At 74.7% G+C, this 18,475-nt stretch carries 10 protein-coding genes; 8 read left to right on the plus strand and 2 right to left on the minus strand.

Going from position 1 to position 18,475, the window contains the following annotated elements; translation table 11 throughout:
- Positions 1 to 4 precede the first annotated feature (4 nt).
- A complete protein-coding gene (locus tag ACIP82_RS21090; RefSeq protein WP_400655128.1) occupies positions 5 to 2,767 on the minus strand; it encodes a flippase-like domain-containing protein in 2,763 nt (920 codons plus the stop codon).
- Positions 2,768 to 2,901: 134 nt separating this feature from the next.
- Between ACIP82_RS21090 and ACIP82_RS21095 the strand changes: the two genes are divergently transcribed.
- The 4 genes from ACIP82_RS21095 (at position 2,902) to ACIP82_RS21110 (ending at position 11,400) form a co-directional block, all read left to right on the plus strand.
- Positions 2,902 to 3,246, plus strand: coding sequence for an MGMT family protein (locus ACIP82_RS21095; protein WP_400655130.1), 345 nt, complete (start codon positions 2,902 to 2,904; stop codon positions 3,244 to 3,246).
- A gap of 36 nt (positions 3,247 to 3,282) precedes the next feature.
- Positions 3,283 to 6,747, plus strand: coding sequence for an ATP-dependent helicase (locus ACIP82_RS21100; protein WP_400655132.1), 3,465 nt, complete (start codon positions 3,283 to 3,285; stop codon positions 6,745 to 6,747).
- Positions 6,748 to 6,812: 65 nt separating this feature from the next.
- A complete protein-coding gene (locus ACIP82_RS21105; RefSeq protein WP_400655134.1) occupies positions 6,813 to 10,022 on the plus strand; it encodes a UvrD-helicase domain-containing protein in 3,210 nt (1,069 codons plus the stop codon).
- A 190-nt stretch (positions 10,023 to 10,212) separates the two neighbouring features.
- Complete coding sequence (locus tag ACIP82_RS21110) at positions 10,213 to 11,400, plus strand: PP2C family protein-serine/threonine phosphatase (protein ID WP_400655136.1); 1,188 nt, start codon at positions 10,213 to 10,215, stop codon at positions 11,398 to 11,400.
- A gap of 10 nt (positions 11,401 to 11,410) precedes the next feature.
- Here ACIP82_RS21110 and ACIP82_RS21115 read toward each other — a convergent pair whose 3' ends face one another.
- Positions 11,411 to 12,379 carry an endonuclease/exonuclease/phosphatase family protein gene (locus tag ACIP82_RS21115; protein ID WP_400655138.1) on the minus strand — a complete coding sequence of 323 codons (969 nt, stop codon included), beginning with the start codon at positions 12,377 to 12,379 and terminating at the stop codon, positions 11,411 to 11,413.
- A gap of 78 nt (positions 12,380 to 12,457) precedes the next feature.
- Here ACIP82_RS21115 and ACIP82_RS21120 point away from each other — a divergent pair, with 78 nt between their 5' ends.
- The 4 genes from ACIP82_RS21120 to ACIP82_RS21135 all read left to right on the plus strand — a co-directional run bounded on the left by ACIP82_RS21120 (position 12,458) and on the right by ACIP82_RS21135 (position 18,411).
- Positions 12,458 to 13,108 (plus strand): PadR family transcriptional regulator, encoded by a 651-nt coding sequence (locus ACIP82_RS21120; protein WP_363610909.1) that lies wholly within the window; start codon positions 12,458 to 12,460, stop codon positions 13,106 to 13,108.
- Between the two features lie 100 nt (positions 13,109 to 13,208).
- Positions 13,209 to 13,985, plus strand: coding sequence for an ABC transporter ATP-binding protein (locus ACIP82_RS21125; RefSeq protein ID WP_363610911.1), 777 nt, complete (start codon positions 13,209 to 13,211; stop codon positions 13,983 to 13,985).
- Positions 13,982 to 16,867, plus strand: coding sequence for an FtsX-like permease family protein (locus ACIP82_RS21130; protein ID WP_400655141.1), 2,886 nt, complete (start codon positions 13,982 to 13,984; stop codon positions 16,865 to 16,867). The genes ACIP82_RS21125 and ACIP82_RS21130 overlap by 4 nt, the downstream gene beginning before the upstream one ends.
- 131 nt (positions 16,868 to 16,998) lie before the next feature.
- A complete protein-coding gene (locus ACIP82_RS21135; RefSeq protein WP_400655143.1) occupies positions 16,999 to 18,411 on the plus strand; it encodes a dipeptidase in 1,413 nt (470 codons plus the stop codon).
- The last annotated feature ends 64 nt before the right edge of the window (positions 18,412 to 18,475 follow it).

Genomic DNA, 18,475 nt, shown 5'->3' on the forward strand with positions numbered 1-18,475 from the left:
GGACCTACAGCGCGCCCTTGCGCTGGAGCACGTTGTAGGAGATCCAGCCGGGCAGCACCGGCAGCCAGAAGGTCAGCGCGCGGTAGAGGAAGACCGCCGGGGTGGCGACCGCGGCCGGCACGTCGGCGAAGGTCAGGGCACTGATCAGGGCCACCTCCACCGGGCCGATCCCGCCGGGTGTGGGGATCGCGGAACCGGCCGCGTTGGCGGTCAGGAAGACCACCGCGACCGCCGAGAAGCTGATGCTGCCGCCGAAGGCCTGCACCGAGGCGTCCAGGCAGGCGGTGAACGACAGGGTCAGCAGCAGGATGCCGCCGAAGCCGGTGATCAGCTTCCTGGGGGTCTGCATCAGGTCGAGCATCCGGGGCACCACGCCGAAGAACAGCGAGCGCAGCCGGTTCAGCACGAACCGCCGCAGCGGGGCGACGGCCGCGACCACCAGGGCGAGCACGGCGGCGGTCAGCACCCCGATGATCACCGCCCGGGAGGCGGAGAGGTCGCCGTTGGTCTGGCTGCCGGTGATCAGGCCGAAGCTGAACAGCAGCAGCAGGTGCCCGGCCAGCCCGGCCAGCTGGGAGGCGCCGACGGAGGCGACCGCCTGGCCGGAGCGGATGCCGGCCTTCTGCAGATAGCGGGTGTTCAGCGCGATGCCGCCGATCGCGGCGGGCGCGACCAGCTTGACGAAGGACCCGGCCAGCTGGGCGGCGACGGTGCGCCGGAACGGCAGCTTCTCCGGGACGAACCCGGTCAGGCTCATCGAGGCGGCCACGTAGCTGAACGCGGCACCGGCCAGGGCCACCGCAGCCCAGGCCCAGTCCATCTGGGAGAGCTTGAGCTGGGCCGGCTTGATGGTGGTCAGGGCCAGATAGGCGGCGAAGGTGAGCGCGATCACCATGATCAGGCTCTTCGGCTTGAGCCGTTCCAGCTTGGCCGTCTCGGTCGGTGCCTCGGGGGCGATCTGGAGGATCTGGCCGCGGAGCCGGCTGAGCAGGTCCTCGCCGGCCGCCGCGATGTCCTCCTCGGCCTGCTGCTGGGTGCGCTCGCCGGCGGCGACCTGCTCCAGCGCCCGGGCCCGGGCGGCGGCCTTGCGTTCCCTGGTGAGCTTCTTCAGGTCGACCCTGGTGGAGCGGCTCATGCCGACCGGCTGGAGCAGCGGCAGCGCCTGCGCCACCCGCTCGGCGCCGAGGACGGCGTTGGCGGTGGCGACCGCCCGCTCCGGGCCGATCCGCAGCGCGAAGGTGGTGAGCAGCTGGGCGATGTCGATGCGCAGCGTCAGATCGGTGGCCGCGATGTCGCCGCCGGAGAGGTTGACCAGGCAGGCCGCCTTCTCGTCGACGACCAGCAGCGACTCGCCGGTGAGCCGGCGGTGGGCGATCCGGCGCTCGTGCAGGGCGGCGACCGACTCCCAGAGCGAGGCCATCACCTGGTCGGTGACCTCCCCCTCGCCGAGGTCGTCCAGGATGCGGCCCTCGACGTTCTCGTAGACCAGGATCGCGGCGTCCGGACCGAGCTCGGAGGTGGCGACCAGCTGCGGGGCGCGGGCGCCCGAGGCGGCCGCCGCGTAGGCGATCAGCGCCTCCTGCTCCAGGGCCTGGCGCAGCGACTGGGGGCTGCGGCGGACGGCCACCGAGCGCAGCCGCAGCCGCCGCCAGGCGCGGTAGAAGAAGCCGGAGGCCTGCTGCTCGCGGTCGATGATGTGGACGTCCAGCGGCGGGCCGCTCTGCTGGGCGACGTAGTAGCGGCGGGTGCCGCCGGGCGCGTCGGGGGCGCGGTGGGCGCTGGCCGGGGTGAAGCCGACCTTGCGCAGGCCGATCATCAGGTGCTGGCCGGTGGGCCGGATGTTCGGCGAGCCGATCGCGTACAGCGTGCCGTAGGCGACGGACCAGCCGATCAGCACGGTGAGCAGCAGGGACAGCGGGGTGGTGTAGCCGCCGAGCAGCTCGGTGATCCCGCTGAAGATCACCACCACCCAGAGGGCGACCCGCCAGCGCGGCCGGCTCGACATGCCGACCGCGGTCATATAGGCGATCACCGGCGCCAGATAGCCGTGCACCGGGTCGGTGAGGGTGCCGTTGCTGTCCAGCGGCAGTCTGGTGAGGGCGTCCCGGATGTGATCGGAGGCGCCCTCGGCGACCCACCAGTCGATGCCCAGCGAGACGCCGTAGGCGAGCACCGAGGCGAGCACACCGTCGGCGACCCGCAGGCCGTCGCGTTTGATCAGCCGCTCCACCGCGAAGGCGAGCGGGACGGCGAGCACCGCGACGCTGGAGACCAGGCCGGTGATGGTGGAGAGCACCGGGGAGAACCGGGGCGCGTTGGAGGCGATGTCCAGCTCGATGCCGGTGGTGGTCGAGGTCGCGACGCCGGCCAGGACGAACACCGCGACGATGCCGAAGACGCCGGCCAGGAAGCGGATCAGATCGGACGGGCGGTGCGCCCGGGCGGCGAGCAGCGGCTCGTCCACGTCCAGGTGCGGGGTGTCGTCCAACGGCTCGTGCGGCCCGTGCGGCCCGGCCGGTTCGTACGGTGCGGGCGCCGGCCCGGGGGCGGGCTGCTGGGCCGGGACACCGGTCGTCGTCGGCTCGGGTGCGGGCCCGGGCAGCCCGGCCTCGGGGCCGGTCGGCTGGGGGGTCTTGATCGTCCGGTCCTTGATCAGGGAGACTTCCGGTGACGGCTCGGCGGCGCTTTCGCCGCCGGGACGTGCGGGCACGGCGTCGGCGGACTCGTCGGAGTCCTCGTCCACGCCCACGTCAGCCGTCCCGGTCATCTGGTCTTGTCCTCGTATCACCACTCACCGCCCCGAAGATGGTGGCATGCCTCGGCGCCCCGTGCTGGACAGGGGGCGGATCGGGCGCGGCGGATCGTCCACGACGGACCTCCCGGGCGCCCGGATGGGGAAGAATGCCGCAGGTGACGGACGCTACCGACGACGGCGGCCACGACGCGCTGCCACCCTTCGCCGAACTGGTGCTCGACCTGACCGAGCGGATTCCACCCGGCCGGGTGATGACCTACGGAGACGTCGCCGAATACCTCGGCCAGGGCGGACCCCGCCAGGTCGGCCGGGTCATGGCACTCTACGGCGGCGCCGTGCCCTGGTGGCGGGTGATCCGCGCGGACGGCCGGTTCCTGCCCGGCCACGAGCACCGCGCCCTCGCCCACTACGGCGAGGAGGGCACCCCGCTGCGCGAACTCGCCGACCCGCCCCGGGTCGACCTGAAGCGGGCCCGCTGGGACGGCCGGTGACCCCGGACCTTCCCGGAACCGGGTGCGCGGACGGGAATGACGGGGCAGGATCGTAGGCTCGATACGGGCGGGCCCCGGGCGGGCCCGTCCGACGTTGCCCGCAGCACAACCCCCAGGAACTCCGTGACCTCCCCCTACCGTCTGGTGCGCAGCCCCCTCGCCCAGCCCGCCCCGCCCGTGCTGGACGAGTACCAGCGCGCCGTGGTCGAGCACACGGGCGGCCCGCTGCTGGTGCTCGCCGGGCCCGGGACGGGCAAGACCACGACCCTGGTGGAGGCCGTCGCCCGGCGGATCGAACGCGGCACCGACCCCGAGCGGATCCTGGTCCTGACCTTCAGCCGCAAGGCCGCGATGGAGCTCCGCGACCGGATGTCCGGCCGGCTCGGGGCCTCGGCCGCCGCCCCGCAGGCCACCACCTTCCACTCCTTCTGCTACGCCCTGCTCCGCGCCCACCAGGACCCGCAGGACTACGCCGAGCCGCTGCGGCTGCTCTCCGGCCCCGAGCAGGACGTCATGGTCCGCGAGCTGCTGGCCGGCGGCGCCGAGGACGCCCGCCTCGCCGCGTCCGACGACGGCCCCGCCACGGGCGGCCGGATCGGCTGGCCGCTCGACCTGCGCGCCTGCCTGACCACCCGCGGCTTCGCCGACGAGGTCCGCGCGGTGCTCGCCCGCAGCCGCGAACTGGGCCTCGGCGAGGACGAGCTGCGCCGCTTCGCCGAGGGCGTCCAGCGCCCCGACTGGGCCGCCGCCGCGCACTTCCTCGCCGACTACCTGGACGTCCTCGACCTGCGCGGCGTCCTCGACTACGCCGAACTCGTCCACCGCGCCGTGCTGCTCGCCGAACGCGCCGAGGTCGGCGAGGACCTGCGGCAGCGCTACGAGGCCGTCTTCGTCGACGAGTACCAGGACACCGACCCCTCGCAGGTCCGGCTGCTGCGCCGGCTGGCCGGCGGCGGGCGGGAGCTGGTCGCCGTCGGCGACCCCGACCAGTCGATCTACGCGTTCCGCGGCGCCGACATCAACGGCATCCTGGAATTCCCGCAGGCCTTCCGGCGGGCCGACGGCGGCCCCGCCGAGGTCAAGGTCCTGCGGGTCTCCCGCCGCTCCGGCGCCGTCCTGCTCGCCGCCTCCCGCGAACTCGCCCGGCGGATGCCGATGGGCCGGCTGCCCGCCGACAAGCTCGCCCAGCACCGCGCCCTGCTGCCCTCCCGCGAGGGCGGCCGGGTCGAGGTCTACACCTACCCCACCCCCGGCACCGAGCTGGACTCCATCGCCGACCTGCTCCGCCGCGCCCACCTGGAGGACGGCGTGCCCTGGGGCGAGATGGCCGTGCTGGTCCGGGCCGGCGGCCGTTCCATCCCCGGCGTCCGGCGGGCGCTCAGCGCGGCCGGCGTCCCGCTGGAGATCGACGGCGACGACCTGCCGCTGCGCGAGGAACCCGCCGTCGCCCAGCTGCTGCTCGCCCTCAGGGTCTGCGCCGAGCAGGCGGTCCGGCAGGCCGCCCGGGACCGGCACGACCACGAGGAGGAGACCACCGCCGACCTCCACACCGCCGACCCCCTCACCACCGAGCTCGCCCACACCCTGCTCACCGGCCCGCTCGGCGGCATGGACGGCTCCGACCTGCGCCGCCTCGGCCGCGCCCTGCGCGAGGAGGAACGCGCGGTGCTGCGCGCGGCCGACCTGCCCGCCGCCGCGCTGCGCCCCGCCGAGGAACTGATCCGCGAGGCCCTGGCCGAGCCCGAGCGCCTCGTCGCCCTCGACCCCGCCTACGCCCGCCGCGCCCGCGACCTCGGCACCCTGCTGCGCAAGGTCCGCGAACGGCTGGCCGGCGGCTGCACCGCCGAGGAGGCCCTCTGGGACCTCTGGGACGGCAGCCGGCGCTGGCGCGAACGCCTGGAACGGGCCGCCCTGCGCGGCGGCGCGGCCGGCCGCAACGCCGACCGCGACCTGGACGCGCTCTGCGCCCTGTTCGAGACCGCCGCCCGCGCCGAGGAACAGGTCACTGGGCACCGCGGCGCCCTCGACCTGCTCGCCGAGCTGGAGGCCCAGGACATCGCCGCCGACACCCTCACCGTGCGGGCCGTCCGCCCGGAGGCCGTCCGGCTGATGACCGCCCACCGCTCCAAGGGACTGGAATGGCGCCTCGTCGTGGTCGCCGGTGTCCAGGACGGCCTCTGGCCGGACCTGCGCCGCCGCGGCTCGCTGCTGGAGGCCGACCGGATCGGCCGCGACGGCCTCGCCGAACCGCTCTCCCCGGCCGCCCTGCTCGGCGAGGAGCGCCGGCTCTTCTACGTCGCCGCCACCCGGGCCAGGGAACGGCTGATCGTCACCGCCGTCAAGGCGCCCGCCGAGGACGGCGACGAACCCTCCCGCTTCCTGCGCGAGCTCTACCGCGAGGAACTCGACCCCAGAACCGGCCGGGTGCTGCGCCGCACCCCCCAGGTCACCGTCGAGGACATCACCCACCGTCCGCGCCGCCCGCTCTCGGTGCCCGCGCTGGTCGCCGAGCTGCGCGCGGTCACCGTCGACCCGGCCCGCTCGCCGGAACTGCGCCGCGCCGCCGCCGAACGGCTCGCCACCCTCGCGGCCGCCGCCGACGAGGACGGCCTGCCACTGGTCCCCGCCGCCCACCCCGAACGCTGGTGGGGCCTGGACGACGCCACCGCCGCCCCCGACCCGCTGCGCGACGCCGGCCTGCCGGTGCGGCTGTCCGGCAGCGGCCTGGAACAGCTGGAGAACTGCTCGCTCCAGTGGTTCCTGGACAAGGAGGTCAAGGCGCGCGGCGCCGGCTCCGCCGCCCAGGGCTTCGGCAACGTGGTGCACGCCCTCGCCGACGAGGTCGGCTCCGGCCGCACCCCCGCCGACCTCGCCGTGCTGATGGAGCGGCTGGACACGGTCTGGGACGCGCTGGCCTTCGACGCCCCCTGGAAGTCCCAGCAGGAGAAGACCGAGGCCCGCGCCGCCCTGGAGCGCTTCCTCAACTGGCACGTGCTGGAACGCGGCCGCGATCTCGTCGCCACCGAGCACGGCTTCGACGTCAGCCTGGACGTCGGCGGCGTCTCGGTACGCATCCGCGGCTCGATGGACCGGGTCGAGAAGGACGACGCCGGGCGCGCCTACGTGGTCGACTTCAAGACCGGCAAGCAGATCCCGACCGACAAGTCGCTGCCCGAGCACAAGCAGCTCGCCGTCTACCAGCTCGCCGTCCGGGCCGGCGCCCTCAACGAACTGCCCGGCTTCGACGACCACCCGCCGCAGACCGGCGGCGCCGAACTGGTGCACCTGCGCGAGCCGTCCGCCAAGGCCCTGCCCGACGCGCCCAAGGTGCAGCGGCAGGACCCGCCCGAGGGCGAGCCCTGGATCGAGAACCTGCTCGCCGACGCCGCCGGAAGGGTCCTCGCCGAACGCTTCGTCCCGCAGACCGGCAGCGGCTGCGACCGGTGCTCGTTCCGCCGCAGCTGCTCCGCCCAGCGGGACGGCGCGCAGCTCGTCGAGTAACCGGCCGGGGAGCGCCGGGGCCGTTCGGGTGAGGGACTGTCCGCCCGTCCGGTTAGCGTTGGGGGGTGACCGCCGTGCTCAGCCGCCCCGACCAGCTCAAGGACCTGCTGGGCATCCCCTTCAACCCGGAGCAGATGGCGGCCATCGGCGCCCCGCTGGAACCGGCCGTCATCGTGGCCGGCGCCGGCTCCGGCAAGACCACCGTGATGGCCGCCCGCGTGGTCTGGCTGGTCGGCTCCGGCGCCGTCCGGCCCGAGGAGGTGCTCGGCCTCACCTTCACCAACAAGGCCGCCGGCGAACTCTCCGAACGCGTCCGCGCCGCCCTGCTGCGCGCCGGCGTCGCCGAACCGGACGAGGAGCCGCTCGGCGAACCCGAGATCTCCACCTACCACGCCTTCGCCGGCCGGCTGCTCAAGGAGCACGGCCTGCGGATCGGCATCGAGCCCGACGTCCGGCTGCTCGCCGACGCCACCCGCTTCCAGCTCGCCGCCAAGGTGCTGCGCACCGCCCGCGGCCCCTTCCCGGCGCTCACCGGCACCTTCGCCAACCTGGTCGCCGACCTCACCGCCCTGGACGGCGAACTCGCCGAGCACCTGGTCGAGCCCGCCGCCCTGCGCGCGTACGACGAGGAACTGCTCGACACCCTGGCCACCGCCAAACTCACCAACGACGACCTCAGGGCCGTCCCCGGCACCGCCCGGGCCCGGCTGGAACTGCTGCGCCTGGTCGAGGAGTACCGGCGCCGCAAGGCCGCCGCCGGGCTGATGGACTTCGGCGACCAGATAGCCGCCGCCGCCCGCCTCGCCCAGCAGCGGCCCGAGGTCGGCGAACTGCTCCGCGGCCAGTTCCGGGTGGTCCTGCTCGACGAGTACCAGGACACCTCCGTCGCCCAGCGGCTGATGCTCGCCGGGCTCTTCGGCGCCGGCCCGGACGGCGCCGGTGGCGGCCACGCCGTCACCGCCGTCGGCGACCCCTGCCAGGCGATCTACGGCTGGCGCGGCGCCTCCGTCGCCAACCTGGACGACTTCCCCCGGCACTTCCCGAAGGCCGGCGGCACCCCGGCCGCCCGGTACGCGCTCAGCGAGAACCGCCGCAGCGGCGGCCGGCTGCTCGCCTTCGCCAACGAGCTGGCCGCGCCGCTGCGCGCCATGCACGCGGGCGTCGAGGCGCTGCGCCCGGCGCCCGGCGCCGAGCAGGACGGATACGTCCGGGCCGCGCTGCTGCCCACCCACGCCGCCGAGATCGACTGGCTGGCCGACTCGATCGCCCACCTGGTGCGCACCGGCACCGCGCCCGGCCGGATCGCCGTGCTCTGCCGGGGCGGCGCGGCGTTCCCCGACATCCACGCGGCGCTGGTCGCCCGCGAGGTGCCGGTCGAGGTGGTCGGCCTCGGCGGACTGCTGCAACTGCCCGAGGTGGCCGACCTGGTCGCGGTCTGCGAGGTGCTGCAGGACCCGACCGCCAACGCGGCGCTGGTCCGGCTGCTGATCGGCCCGCGCTGGCGGATCGGCGCCCGCGACCTCGCCCTGCTCGGGCGCCGCGCCGCCGACCTGGTCCGCACCGCCCGGCCCGAGGGCGTGGAGGCGCTGGCCGCCGCCGTCGCCGAGACCGACCCCACCGAGGTGGTCTCGCTCGCCGACGCGCTGGAGACCTTCCTGGACGCCGACCAGCCCGACGAACTGCCGTTCTCCCCGGAGGCCCGGGTGCGGTTCGCCCGCCTCGCCCGGGAGCTGCGCGAGCTGCGCCGCTCGCTCGCCGAGCCGCTGATGGACGTGCTGCACCGGGTGCTCGCGGTCACCGGCCTGGAGGTCGAACTCGCCGCCTCGCCGAAGGCCCTGGCCGCCCGCCGCCGGGAGACCCTGCACGCCTTCCTGGACGTCGCGGCGGGCTTCGCCGACCTGGACGGCGACCCGGGCCTGCCGGCCTTCCTCGGCTTCCTGCGCGCCGCCCAGCAGTACGAGCGCGGCCTGGACAGCAGCCTGCCCGGTGGCGAGGACACCGTGAAGGTGCTCACCGCCCACAAGTCCAAGGGCCTGGAGTGGGACGTCGTCGCCGTCCCCGGCCTGGTCAAGGGGGCGTTCCCGTCCTCGGCCCCGCGCGAGCGCTGGACCAGCACCAAACGGGTGCTCCCGCACGCGCTGCGCGGCGACGCGGCCACCCTGCCCGACGTCCGCGGCGGCTGGACCGGCAAGTCGATGACCGCGTTCAGGCAGCAGCTCGCCGAGCACTCCGCCACCGAGGAGCTGCGCCTCGGCTATGTCGCCTTCACCCGGCCGCGCTCCCTGCTGCTGGCCTCCGGCCACTGGTGGGGGCCGACCCAGAAGACCGTCCGCGGCCCGTCCGCCTTCCTGGAGGCGCTGCGCGCCCACTGCGAGCGGCCCGGCGCGGGCGAGACCGAGCACTGGGCGGAGCAGCCCGCCAAGGGGGCGGAGAACCCCGCGCTGGCCGCCCCGGTGGAACGGCCCTGGCCGCTGCCGCTGGACCCGGCCGCCCAGCACGCCCGCCGCCGGGTCGCCGAGGTGGTCCGCCGCCGGCTGGCCGGGCAGCCGGCCCCGGAGCCGGAGCCGATGGGCGTCGAGGACCGCCGCCAGGTGGAGTCCTGGGACCGCGACCTCACCGCGCTGCTCGGCGAGTTGGAGCGCTCCCGGCGTGGCGTCCGGGAGGTGCCGCTGCCGCCCGCGCTCTCCGCCACCCAGCTGCTGCGGCTGGCCGCCGATCCGGACGGCTTCGCCCACGACCTGGCCCGCCCGATGCCGCGCCCGCCGCAGCCCGCCGCCCGCCGGGGCACCCGCTTCCACGCCTGGGTGCAGGCCAGGATCGAGCCGCTGCTGCTCATCGGGCCGGGCGCGCTGCCGGGCGCGGACGACGACGGGATCGAGGACGAGCAGGACCTGGAGCGCCTCAAGGAGGCGTTCCTGCGCACCCCGTACGCGCACCGGACGCCGTACCGGGTCGAGGCGCCGTTCCAGCTGGTGCTGGCGGGCCGGGTGGTGCGCGGCCGGATCGACGCGGTCTATCGTGAAGGTGACGGCCGGTCAGAATCCGGTGCGGCGTCACGCTACGAAGTGGTGGACTGGAAGACCCATCGCGAGGAGACCGCCGACCCGCTCCAGCTCGCCGTCTACCGGGTCGCCTGGGCCGAACAGTTGGGCGTTCCACTGGAGCAGGTCACGGCGTCGTTCCTGTATGTCCGCAGCGGCCGGATCGAACAACCCGCAGGACTTCCCGACCGAAAAGAGTTGGAACGGCTCCTGATCGGGAACAGTGAAGAATGAGTCACAGAGAGCAGTCAAGTCATCACGGCATCGCGCGAAACCTGTGCGTCGTGCACGTTTCGCGCCTATTGTGGGGTCGGTAACCGGTCAACCCCCGTGCTCCGGCCGCCAGCGAGGCCCGCATTCCCTAACCCTCAGTCATCGCCGCAGGTGCCCCCGGCATCGGCGTCTTCTGCTGGAGAGACCGAAGTTGAGCGCGACCGGATGGATCAGAGAGCGGTTCGCCGGGCCGGCCCCGGGGCCCGCGGCCGGTGCGACCGGCACCTGGCCGAGAACGGCGCTCGCGCTGCCGTTCATCGGCATGACGCTGGTCGTCGTCCTCGATTACATCAGCAACACCGCGGTGACGGTCGAACCGGCCCTCACCGCCGTCCCCGCGCTGGCCGCCGTGGTCAGCCGACGCACCTGGTACCCGCTCGCCATCGGCGCCTGCACCGAGGCCGGCGCCTTCCTGATGGCCTTCCACAACGATGTGCTCGGCGAGTCCGTGCACAGCGCCACCGTCTTCGCCATCCTCCTGGTCGCCGCGATCGGCTGGGTCAGCGCGACCCTGCGGCTGCGCCAGGAGGAGGCGCTCGCCGACGCCCAGCTGGTCGCCTCCATCGCCCGCCGGGTACTGCTGCGGCCCGTCCCCGAACGGGTCGGCACGGTGCGCGCCGCCGTCCACTACGAGGCCGCGGCCGCCCACGCCAGGATCGGCGGAGACCTCTACGAGGTGGTCAACACCCGGCACGGCGTCCGGGCGGTGGTCGGTGACGTGCGCGGCAAGGGGCTCGGCGCGGTGGAGACCGCCGCCGCCGTGCTCGGCGCCTTCCGCGAGGCCGCCCACCAGGAGTCCGCGCTGGACCGGGTGGCCGGCTGGCTCGCCGTCAGCCTCGACCGCGCGCTGCACGAGAACGACCACCCCGGTGTGGAGGAGGAGTTCGTCACCCTGGTGCTGATCGGCGTCCGGCCCGACGGCACCGCCGAGATCGTCAACTGCGGCCACCCCTCACCCCTGCTGCTGCGCGGTACCGAGCCCGTCCGGCCGCTGGAGCTCGCCGAGACGGTGCCCCCGCTCGGCGTCCTCGACCCGGCCGACGTCCGGCCGCCCGTGCACCGGGTCCCGCTGCTCCAGGGGGACCGCGTGCTGCTCTTCACCGACGGCGTCATCGAGGCCCGGGACCGCTCCGGCGCCTTCTACCCGCTCGCCGACCGGCTGCCGCGGCACGCGGACGGCCGGCCCGCCGAGGTCCTGCGGCGGCTGCACGAGGACGTCGTCCGGCACGTCGGCCGCCAGCTCGGGGACGACGCCGCGATGCTGCTGCTCCAGTACGATCCCCCGCCGGCCGCCGGAGCCCAGCTGCCGCACCAGAACGGGCTGCTGACCCGGCGGTAGCTTCCTGGGACTACAGCGACACCGCCACCACCAGCGGCCGGTGGTCGGAGACCGCCGCCCGCGGTGCGGCCGCCGGACCCACCGCGGTGCGTGGCACGCCCACCGCCAGCACATGGTCGAACTGCACGGCCGGCCGGTGCGAGGGATAGGTGGGCGTGCGCGCCAGGTCGTGCCAGCCCTGGAGCCGCGCCCGCGGCTCGCGCACCCGCCGCCGGCGCGGCTCCACCAGCCGCGGCCGGGCCCGGCGGGCCGCCCGCAGCTCGCGCACCCGCGCCCGGGGCGCGGTCCGGTCCAGCGCGGTGGCCCCGCCGAGCACCGTCCGGGGCACCGCGCCGATCAGGTTGAAGTCGCCCAGCACCAGGTACGGCCCCGGCAGGTCGGCGATCCAGCGCCGGATCCCGGCCAGCTGCGCCATGTTCCAGCCCGGGACGAACGACAGGTGCGCGGCCACCACCGTGAACGGCCCCCGCTCGCCCTCCAGAACCGCCGCCACCGCCGCCCGCGGCTCGTCCGGGACGGGCGTGAGCCCGCGCCGCCCGGCCACCCGCAGCGGCAGCCCGAACGGCGCCGGGGCGAACCGGCGGGCCCGCCAGTGGCGGACCGGCAGCCGGGTCAGCAGCGCGGTGCCGTACGAGGGCGGGGCGCCGTCGCCGACCTCGCCCGGCCCGTACACCTGGAACTCGGGGGCGGACGGCTCCGGGAGCCAGCCGGCCACCGGCGCCGGGCGGCCGTGCAGCGCCGCCGCGAACCGCCAGTCGGCCGCACCCATCGCCTTGGCGGCGACGGCCGCCTGGTCGGCGCCGCCCGAGCGCGACTGGTGCCGGTCCACCTCCTGAAGGGCCAGCACGTCGACGTCCAGCGCGGCCACCGCCTCCGCCAACGGCCCTCCGGGGTCGGCCGGGTAGGGCAGCGGGGTGCCGTCCGCCGCGAGCGGCTGACCGTGCAGCAGATTGAAGGTGGCGATGCGCAACTGGCTCACACCGCACGACGGTACCCGCTCGCCGGGGGAGGGGGCGCCGCTTGAGGCCACCGGGCATACCGGGTATACATACTCGGTATGTCCATCCGTCACGGTCTGCTCGCCCTGCTCGACCAGGGCCCCCGCTACGGCTACCAGCTGCGCACCGAGTTCGAGGCGCGCACCGGTGCCACCTGGCCGCTCAACGTCGGCCAGGTCTACACCACCCTGTCCCGCCTGGAGCGCGACGGCCTGGTCGAGCCCGCCGGGGAGGACGAGGAGGGGCACCAGTTCTACGCCGTCACCGAGGCCGGCCGGGCCGAACTGCGGGCCTGGTTCGACACCCCGGTGCCCCGGACCAACCCGCCGCGCGACGAACTGGCGATCAAGCTCGCCATGGCGGTGACCGTCCCCGGGGTGGACGTGCCCGCCGTCGTCCAGGGCCAGCGACGCCACAGCATCAAGGCCCTCCAGGACTACACCCGGCTCAAGGGCCGCGCCCTGGCCGGCGAGACCCGCCCCGGAAACGCCGGAAGCCAGGGCCGGTCCACCAGCCCCGGCGCCGACCTCGCCTGGCTGCTCGTCCTCGAACAGCTCATTTTCCAGACCGAGGCCGAGATCCGCTGGCTCGACCACTGCGAGACCCGCCTCGCCCAGCAGGCCGAGATCGAACAGGCCAGAGCCGCCGAGGCCCGCGAGACCGAGACCAGGACCACCCGCCGCCCCGGCCGCCGGCGGACCAAGGCCTGAACCCGTGCCCCGCAGCACGGGCCGGGGGCCGGACCGCGGCCCCGCACCACCACCAGAACCACCGGCTCCCGACCAGGAGCCCAGAACAGCAGGGGGAAGCGTGACCCACACCGATCCGACCCGCAGCGGCACCCAAGCCGTTCTGCACCTGGAGAACGTCACCCGGGTCCACGGACAGGGCGCGTCCGAAGTACACGCGTTGCGCGGGGTCGACCTCAAGGTCCACCCCGGCGAGTTCGTCGCCGTCATGGGCCCGTCCGGCTCCGGCAAGTCCACCCTGCTCACCCTCGCGGGCGGCCTGGACACCCCGACCACCGGCCAGGTCCTGGTCGAGGGCGTCGGCCTCGGCGGCCTCAGCCGCAAGCGGCTGGCCGAGGTCCGCCGCCGCTCCATCGGCTACGTCTTCCAGGACTACAACCTGATACCGGCCCTGACCGCCGCCGAGAACATCTCACTGCCCCGCGAACTCGACGGCCTCTCCACCCGCGCGGCCCGCCGCGAGGCCCTCGCCGCCCTGGAGGAGCTCGGCATCCCGGAACTCGCCGACCGCTTCCCCGACGACATGTCCGGCGGCCAGCAGCAGCGCGTCGCCATCGCCCGCGCCCTGATCGGCGAACGCCGCCTCGTCCTCGCCGACGAACCCACCGGCGCGCTCGACTCCACCACCGGCGAATCCGTCCTCGCCGTCCTGCGGGCCCGCTGCGACGCCGGCGCCGCCGCCATGATGGTCACCCACGAAGCCCGGCACGCCGCCTGGGCCGACCGCGTGGTCTTCCTGCGCGACGGCCGCATGGTCGACGAGAGCATCAGCCAGGACGCCGCCAGCCTGCTCGTCACCGCCGCCGCCAACAGCGGGAAGGGCCCGGTGCAGCAGTGAAGCTCACCGCCTGGCGGGTCGCCCTGCGCATCGCCCGCCGCGACGCCCTGCGCGCCAAGGGCCGCAGCGCCCTCGTCGTCGCCATGGTCGCCCTGCCCGTCCTCGGCGTCACCGGCGCCGACGTGGTCTTCCGCAGCGCCGACCTCGACCCCGCCGAGCGGGTCGTCCGCGCCATGGGCCAGGCCAACGCCCAACTCCAGCTCGTGGAGCGCGGCGCCATCATCATGCAGGCCCCGGACCCGGACACCGGCTACGACATGGAGAGCCCCGAAGCGGCCGAGCAGGAGAACGGCCGGCCCAAGTACACCCCCGAGCAGCGCCGCAGCCTCGACACCGAGCCCGCCGAACTCGCCCGGCAACTGCTCCCGCCCGGCAGCACGCTCATCCCGGAGCGCCGGGGCCCGTTCACCTCCACCAGCACCGCCCAGGGCCTGCTCAGCGTGCAGACCACCGAGGCCGACCTCAACGACCCGGTCTGGAAGGGCCGGATCGACCTCGTCAAGGGCCGTGCCCCCGGCGCGGGCCACGAGATCGCCGTCACCCAGGCCTTCCTCGACCGCTCCGGGCTCAAGCTCGGCGACCGCACCGCCCCGCGCGGCCTCGAAGCCACCCCCTACACCATCACCGCCGTCGTCGAGTACCCCGGCGAGCTGCGGGCCACCGAACTGGTCGCCCGGCCCGGCTCCCTGATCGACCCCCTGAACGCGTACGCCGCCGGCCAGGGCTCGCGCCGCACCCCGTCCGACGACCGGACCGACCGGTGGCTGGTCAAACTCCCCGCCGGGGCCACGTTCGACTGGCCCAAGGTGAGCGAGCTCAACCGGTACGGCTTCACCCTCGCCGCGCGCAACGTCATGCTCGACCCGCCGGCCCGCTCCGACGTGCCCTACTACGTCAAGGAGGACCAGCGGAAATCCGGCGGGACCAGCTACTTCGACCGCACCCGGGTCGTCATCCTGGCCACCGTGATGGGCATGGCCCTGCTGGAGATCGTGCTCCTCGCGGGCCCCGCCTTCGCCGTCGGCGCCAGGCGCTCCCGGCGGCAGCTCGGCCTGCTCGCCGCCGGCGGCGGTGACCGCGCCAACATCCGGGCCGTCGTGCTCGGCGGCGGCATCGTCCTCGGCTCCACCGGCGCCGCACTCGGCCTCGGCCTCGGCCTCGGCACCGTCGCCCTGGTGCGCACCCACGCAGAGGAGTACGCCGGGCAGCGGTTCGGCCACTTCGACGTGCAGCCGCTCGACCTGCTCGGCGTCCTCGCCATCGGCCTGGTCACCGGCCTGCTCGCGGCCGTCGTCCCCGCCGTCCAGGCCTCCCGGCAGGACGTGGTCGCCGCGCTCACCGGCCGTGACTCGCTCAAGCCGCCGAGCCGCAAGCTGGCCCTGCTCGGTCTGCTGATGCTCGGCGGCGGCGCCGCCCTCGCCCTGCTCGGCTCCACCGGCGGCTTCGGCAACACCAGCCTGGCCGTCCTGGGCGGCTCGGCGGTCGCCGAACTCGGCATGGTCGCCCTCACCCCCTACCTGGTCGGACTCTTCGGCCGGATCGGCCGCTGGCTGCCGCTCGGCCCCCGCCTCGCCCTGCGCGACTCCGTCCGCCACCGCGGGCGCACCGCACCCGCCGTCGCCGCCGTGATGGCCGCCGTCGCCGGGTCGGTCGCCATGGGCATCTACACCTTCAGCACCGACGAGCAGCAACGCCGGGAGTACACCGCCGGAGCGCCCGCCGGAGCGGTCACCCTGGACAGCGGCTGGGGCTCCGCCGCGGACGGCAAACTGCTGCCCCAGATGCGCAACGCCGTCGAGAGCAGCATCCCCGGCCTCGGCACCCGCGCCGACGTCCAGAAGGTCGGCTACAAGGGCGACTGCTCGGTGACCGAGGGCAGCTGCGGCTTCGTCACCGTCAACATGCCCAAGGAACGGCGCTGCCCGCTGGACGCGAACGGCTTCGTCGACATCAGCGACGAGGAGGCGAACCGGCTCCGCAAGGAGGACGAGCGTTGCAAGAGCGGCCACACCAGCCGGTCCAACACCTTCGGCGCCCTGGTGTCCGGTGACGCCACCGTGCTGCACAACCTCTTCGGCATCACCGACCCGGCCGTCGGCCAGGCGCTGGCGGCCGGCAAGGCCGTGGTCTTCGACCCCAAGTACGTCAAGGACGGCACGGTCCTGGTCGAGCTGACCGAGCCCCAGGACCGGTCGGCGGCCAAGCCCGGCAAGCCGGTCGAGGAGGTCGTCCACGAGGTCGCCGTCGACGCCTACCTGGCCACCGCGGTCATCCCGACCGCCGGCCAGACCCTGATCACCCCGGACACCGCCCACCGGCTCGGCCTGACCACCACCGACGCCGGCTCGGTCTGGCTGCCCGAGACCGCCCCGACCGACGGCGCCGAACAGAAGGCCATGGGCGCGCTGAGCAAGCTCGCCGACCACACCTACCTCCAGGTCGAGCGCGGCTACCACTCCCAGCGCGACCTGGTCACCCTCGGCCTGACCGCCTTCGCCGCCCTGGTCGCGCTCGGCGCGGCCGGCATCGCCACCGGTCTCGCCGCCGCCGACTCCCAGCGCGACCTCACCACCCTCGCGGCGGTCGGCGCCGAGCCCAGGATCCGCCGCACCCTCTCCGGCTTCCAGTGCGGAGTGATCGCGACCATGGGCACCCTGCTCGGCGTCGTCGCCGGCGTGGTGCCGGCCGTGGCGCTGCTCAAGGTCGAGGCCGCCGCGGCGGTCTTCCCGGGGATGAGCCCCGAGCAGGTGGCGAACCGGTCGCTGGTGGTCTTCCCGTGGCTCAACGTGGGGGTCACCGTGGTCGTCCTGCCGCTGCTCGCGGTGGTACTGGCCACGCTGCTCACCCGCTCGCGGATCTCGCTGCTGCGCCGCTCCGGCTGACGCGCGGTCCGCCGCCACCACCCCTCGTCACCCCCGGCCGTCTCCGTGCGGCCGGGGGTGACGGACGTTACAGGTCTCGTGCGCCGGACGGCCGGGGCGGACACCCGCGCGGGCGAACTAAAGTCGTCCGTATGACGAAAACCCCGGACAGCGTCGTCCGCTCCTTCATCGACCGGCACCAGAGCGCCTTCCTGGCCGACCTCTCCGAGTGGCTGAGCATCCCCTCGGTCTCCGCCGACCCCGGCCGGGCCGGCGAGGTGCGCCGCTCCGCCGAGTGGCTGGCCGCGAAGCTGCGCGACACCGGGTTCCCGGTGGCCGAGATCTGGGAGACGGACGGCCTGCCGGCGGTCTTCGCCGAGTGGCCGTCCGGGGACGCGTCCGCGCCGACCGTGCTGGTCTACGGGCACCACGACGTGCAGCCGGCGGCCAGGGAGGACGGCTGGGCGACCGAGCCGTTCGAGCCGACCGTGGTCGGGAAGCAGCTGTTCGCCCGCGGCGCGGCCGACGACAAGGGCCAGGTCTTCTTCCACACGCTGGGGGTCCGGGCCCACCTGGCCGCCACCGGGCGCACCGCCCCGGCCGTCAACCTCAAGCTGCTGATCGAGGGTGAGGAGGAGTCCGGTTCGCCGCACTTCGCCGACCTGGTCCGCCGGGAGGCCGCGCGACTGGCCTCCGATGTGGTGATCATCTCGGACACCGGCATGTGGTCGGAGACCACGCCGACCGTCTGCACCGGCATGCGCGGTCTGGCCGACGCCCAGATCGACCTGTACGGCCCGGACACCGACATCCACTCCGGCTCCTTCGGCGGCGCCGTGCCCAACCCGGCCGCGGTCGCGGCCGAGCTGGCCGCCGCGCTGCACGACGCCGACCGCCGGGTCTCCGTGCCCGGCTTCTACGACGGCGTGGTCGAGCTGACCGAGCGCGAGCGGGAGCTCTTCGCCGAGCTGCCCTTCGACGAGGCGCAGTGGCTGAAGGTCGCCAAGTCGTACGGCACCCGGGGCGAGGCCGGCTACTCCACCCTGGAGCGGGTCTGGGCCCGGCCGACCGCCGAGGTCAACGGCATCTGGGGCGGCTACACCGGCCCCGGCGGCAAGACCATCGTGCCGTCCTCGGCGCACCTCAAGCTCTCCTTCCGGCTGGTCGCCGGGCAGGAGGTGGAGCAGGTCCGGGCGGCCGTCCGGGACTGGGTGGCCGCGCGGGTGCCCGAGGGCATCCGGTACGAGCTGGTGTTCCCGGGCGCGACCCGGCCCTGCCTGACCCCGCTGGACCACCCGGCGCTGCAGTCCACCGTCCGGGCGATGGGGCGGGCGTTCCAGCAGAAGATCCTCTTCACCCGCGAGGGCGGCTCCGGCCCGGCCGCCGACCTCCAGGACGTGCTCGGCGCGCCGGTGCTCTTCCTCGGCATCTCGGTGCCGTCGGACGGCTGGCACTCGGTCAACGAGAAGGTCGAGCTGGACCTGCTGGCCAAGGGCGTGGAGACGGCCGCCTATCTCTGGGGCGACCTGGCCGAGAACTGGCGGCCGGGCGGCGAGGGCGTGTGAGGGCCACAGGGCCCGCCCTGACAGCGAGATCACTCATCCGGATGATTCATCACGTGGGGATGGA

Origin of the sequence: Kitasatospora sp. NPDC088548 (assembly GCF_044753005.1) — a bacterium.
Classification (GTDB): domain Bacteria; phylum Actinomycetota; class Actinomycetes; order Streptomycetales; family Streptomycetaceae; genus Kitasatospora.

Excerpts from the sequence above, each read along its gene's own strand:
- ACIP82_RS21090 (WP_400655128.1), bottom strand. The coding sequence starts at position 2,767 with ATGACCGGGACGGCTGACGTGGGCGTGGACGAGGACTCCGACGAGTCC.
- ACIP82_RS21095 (WP_400655130.1), top strand. The coding sequence starts at position 2,902 with ATGCCGCAGGTGACGGACGCTACCGACGACGGCGGCCACGACGCGCTG.
- ACIP82_RS21100 (WP_400655132.1), top strand. The coding sequence starts at position 3,283 with ATGACGGGGCAGGATCGTAGGCTCGATACGGGCGGGCCCCGGGCGGGC.
- ACIP82_RS21120 (WP_363610909.1), top strand. The coding sequence starts at position 12,458 with ATGTCCATCCGTCACGGTCTGCTCGCCCTGCTCGACCAGGGCCCCCGC.
- ACIP82_RS21135 (WP_400655143.1), top strand. The coding sequence starts at position 16,999 with ATGACGAAAACCCCGGACAGCGTCGTCCGCTCCTTCATCGACCGGCAC.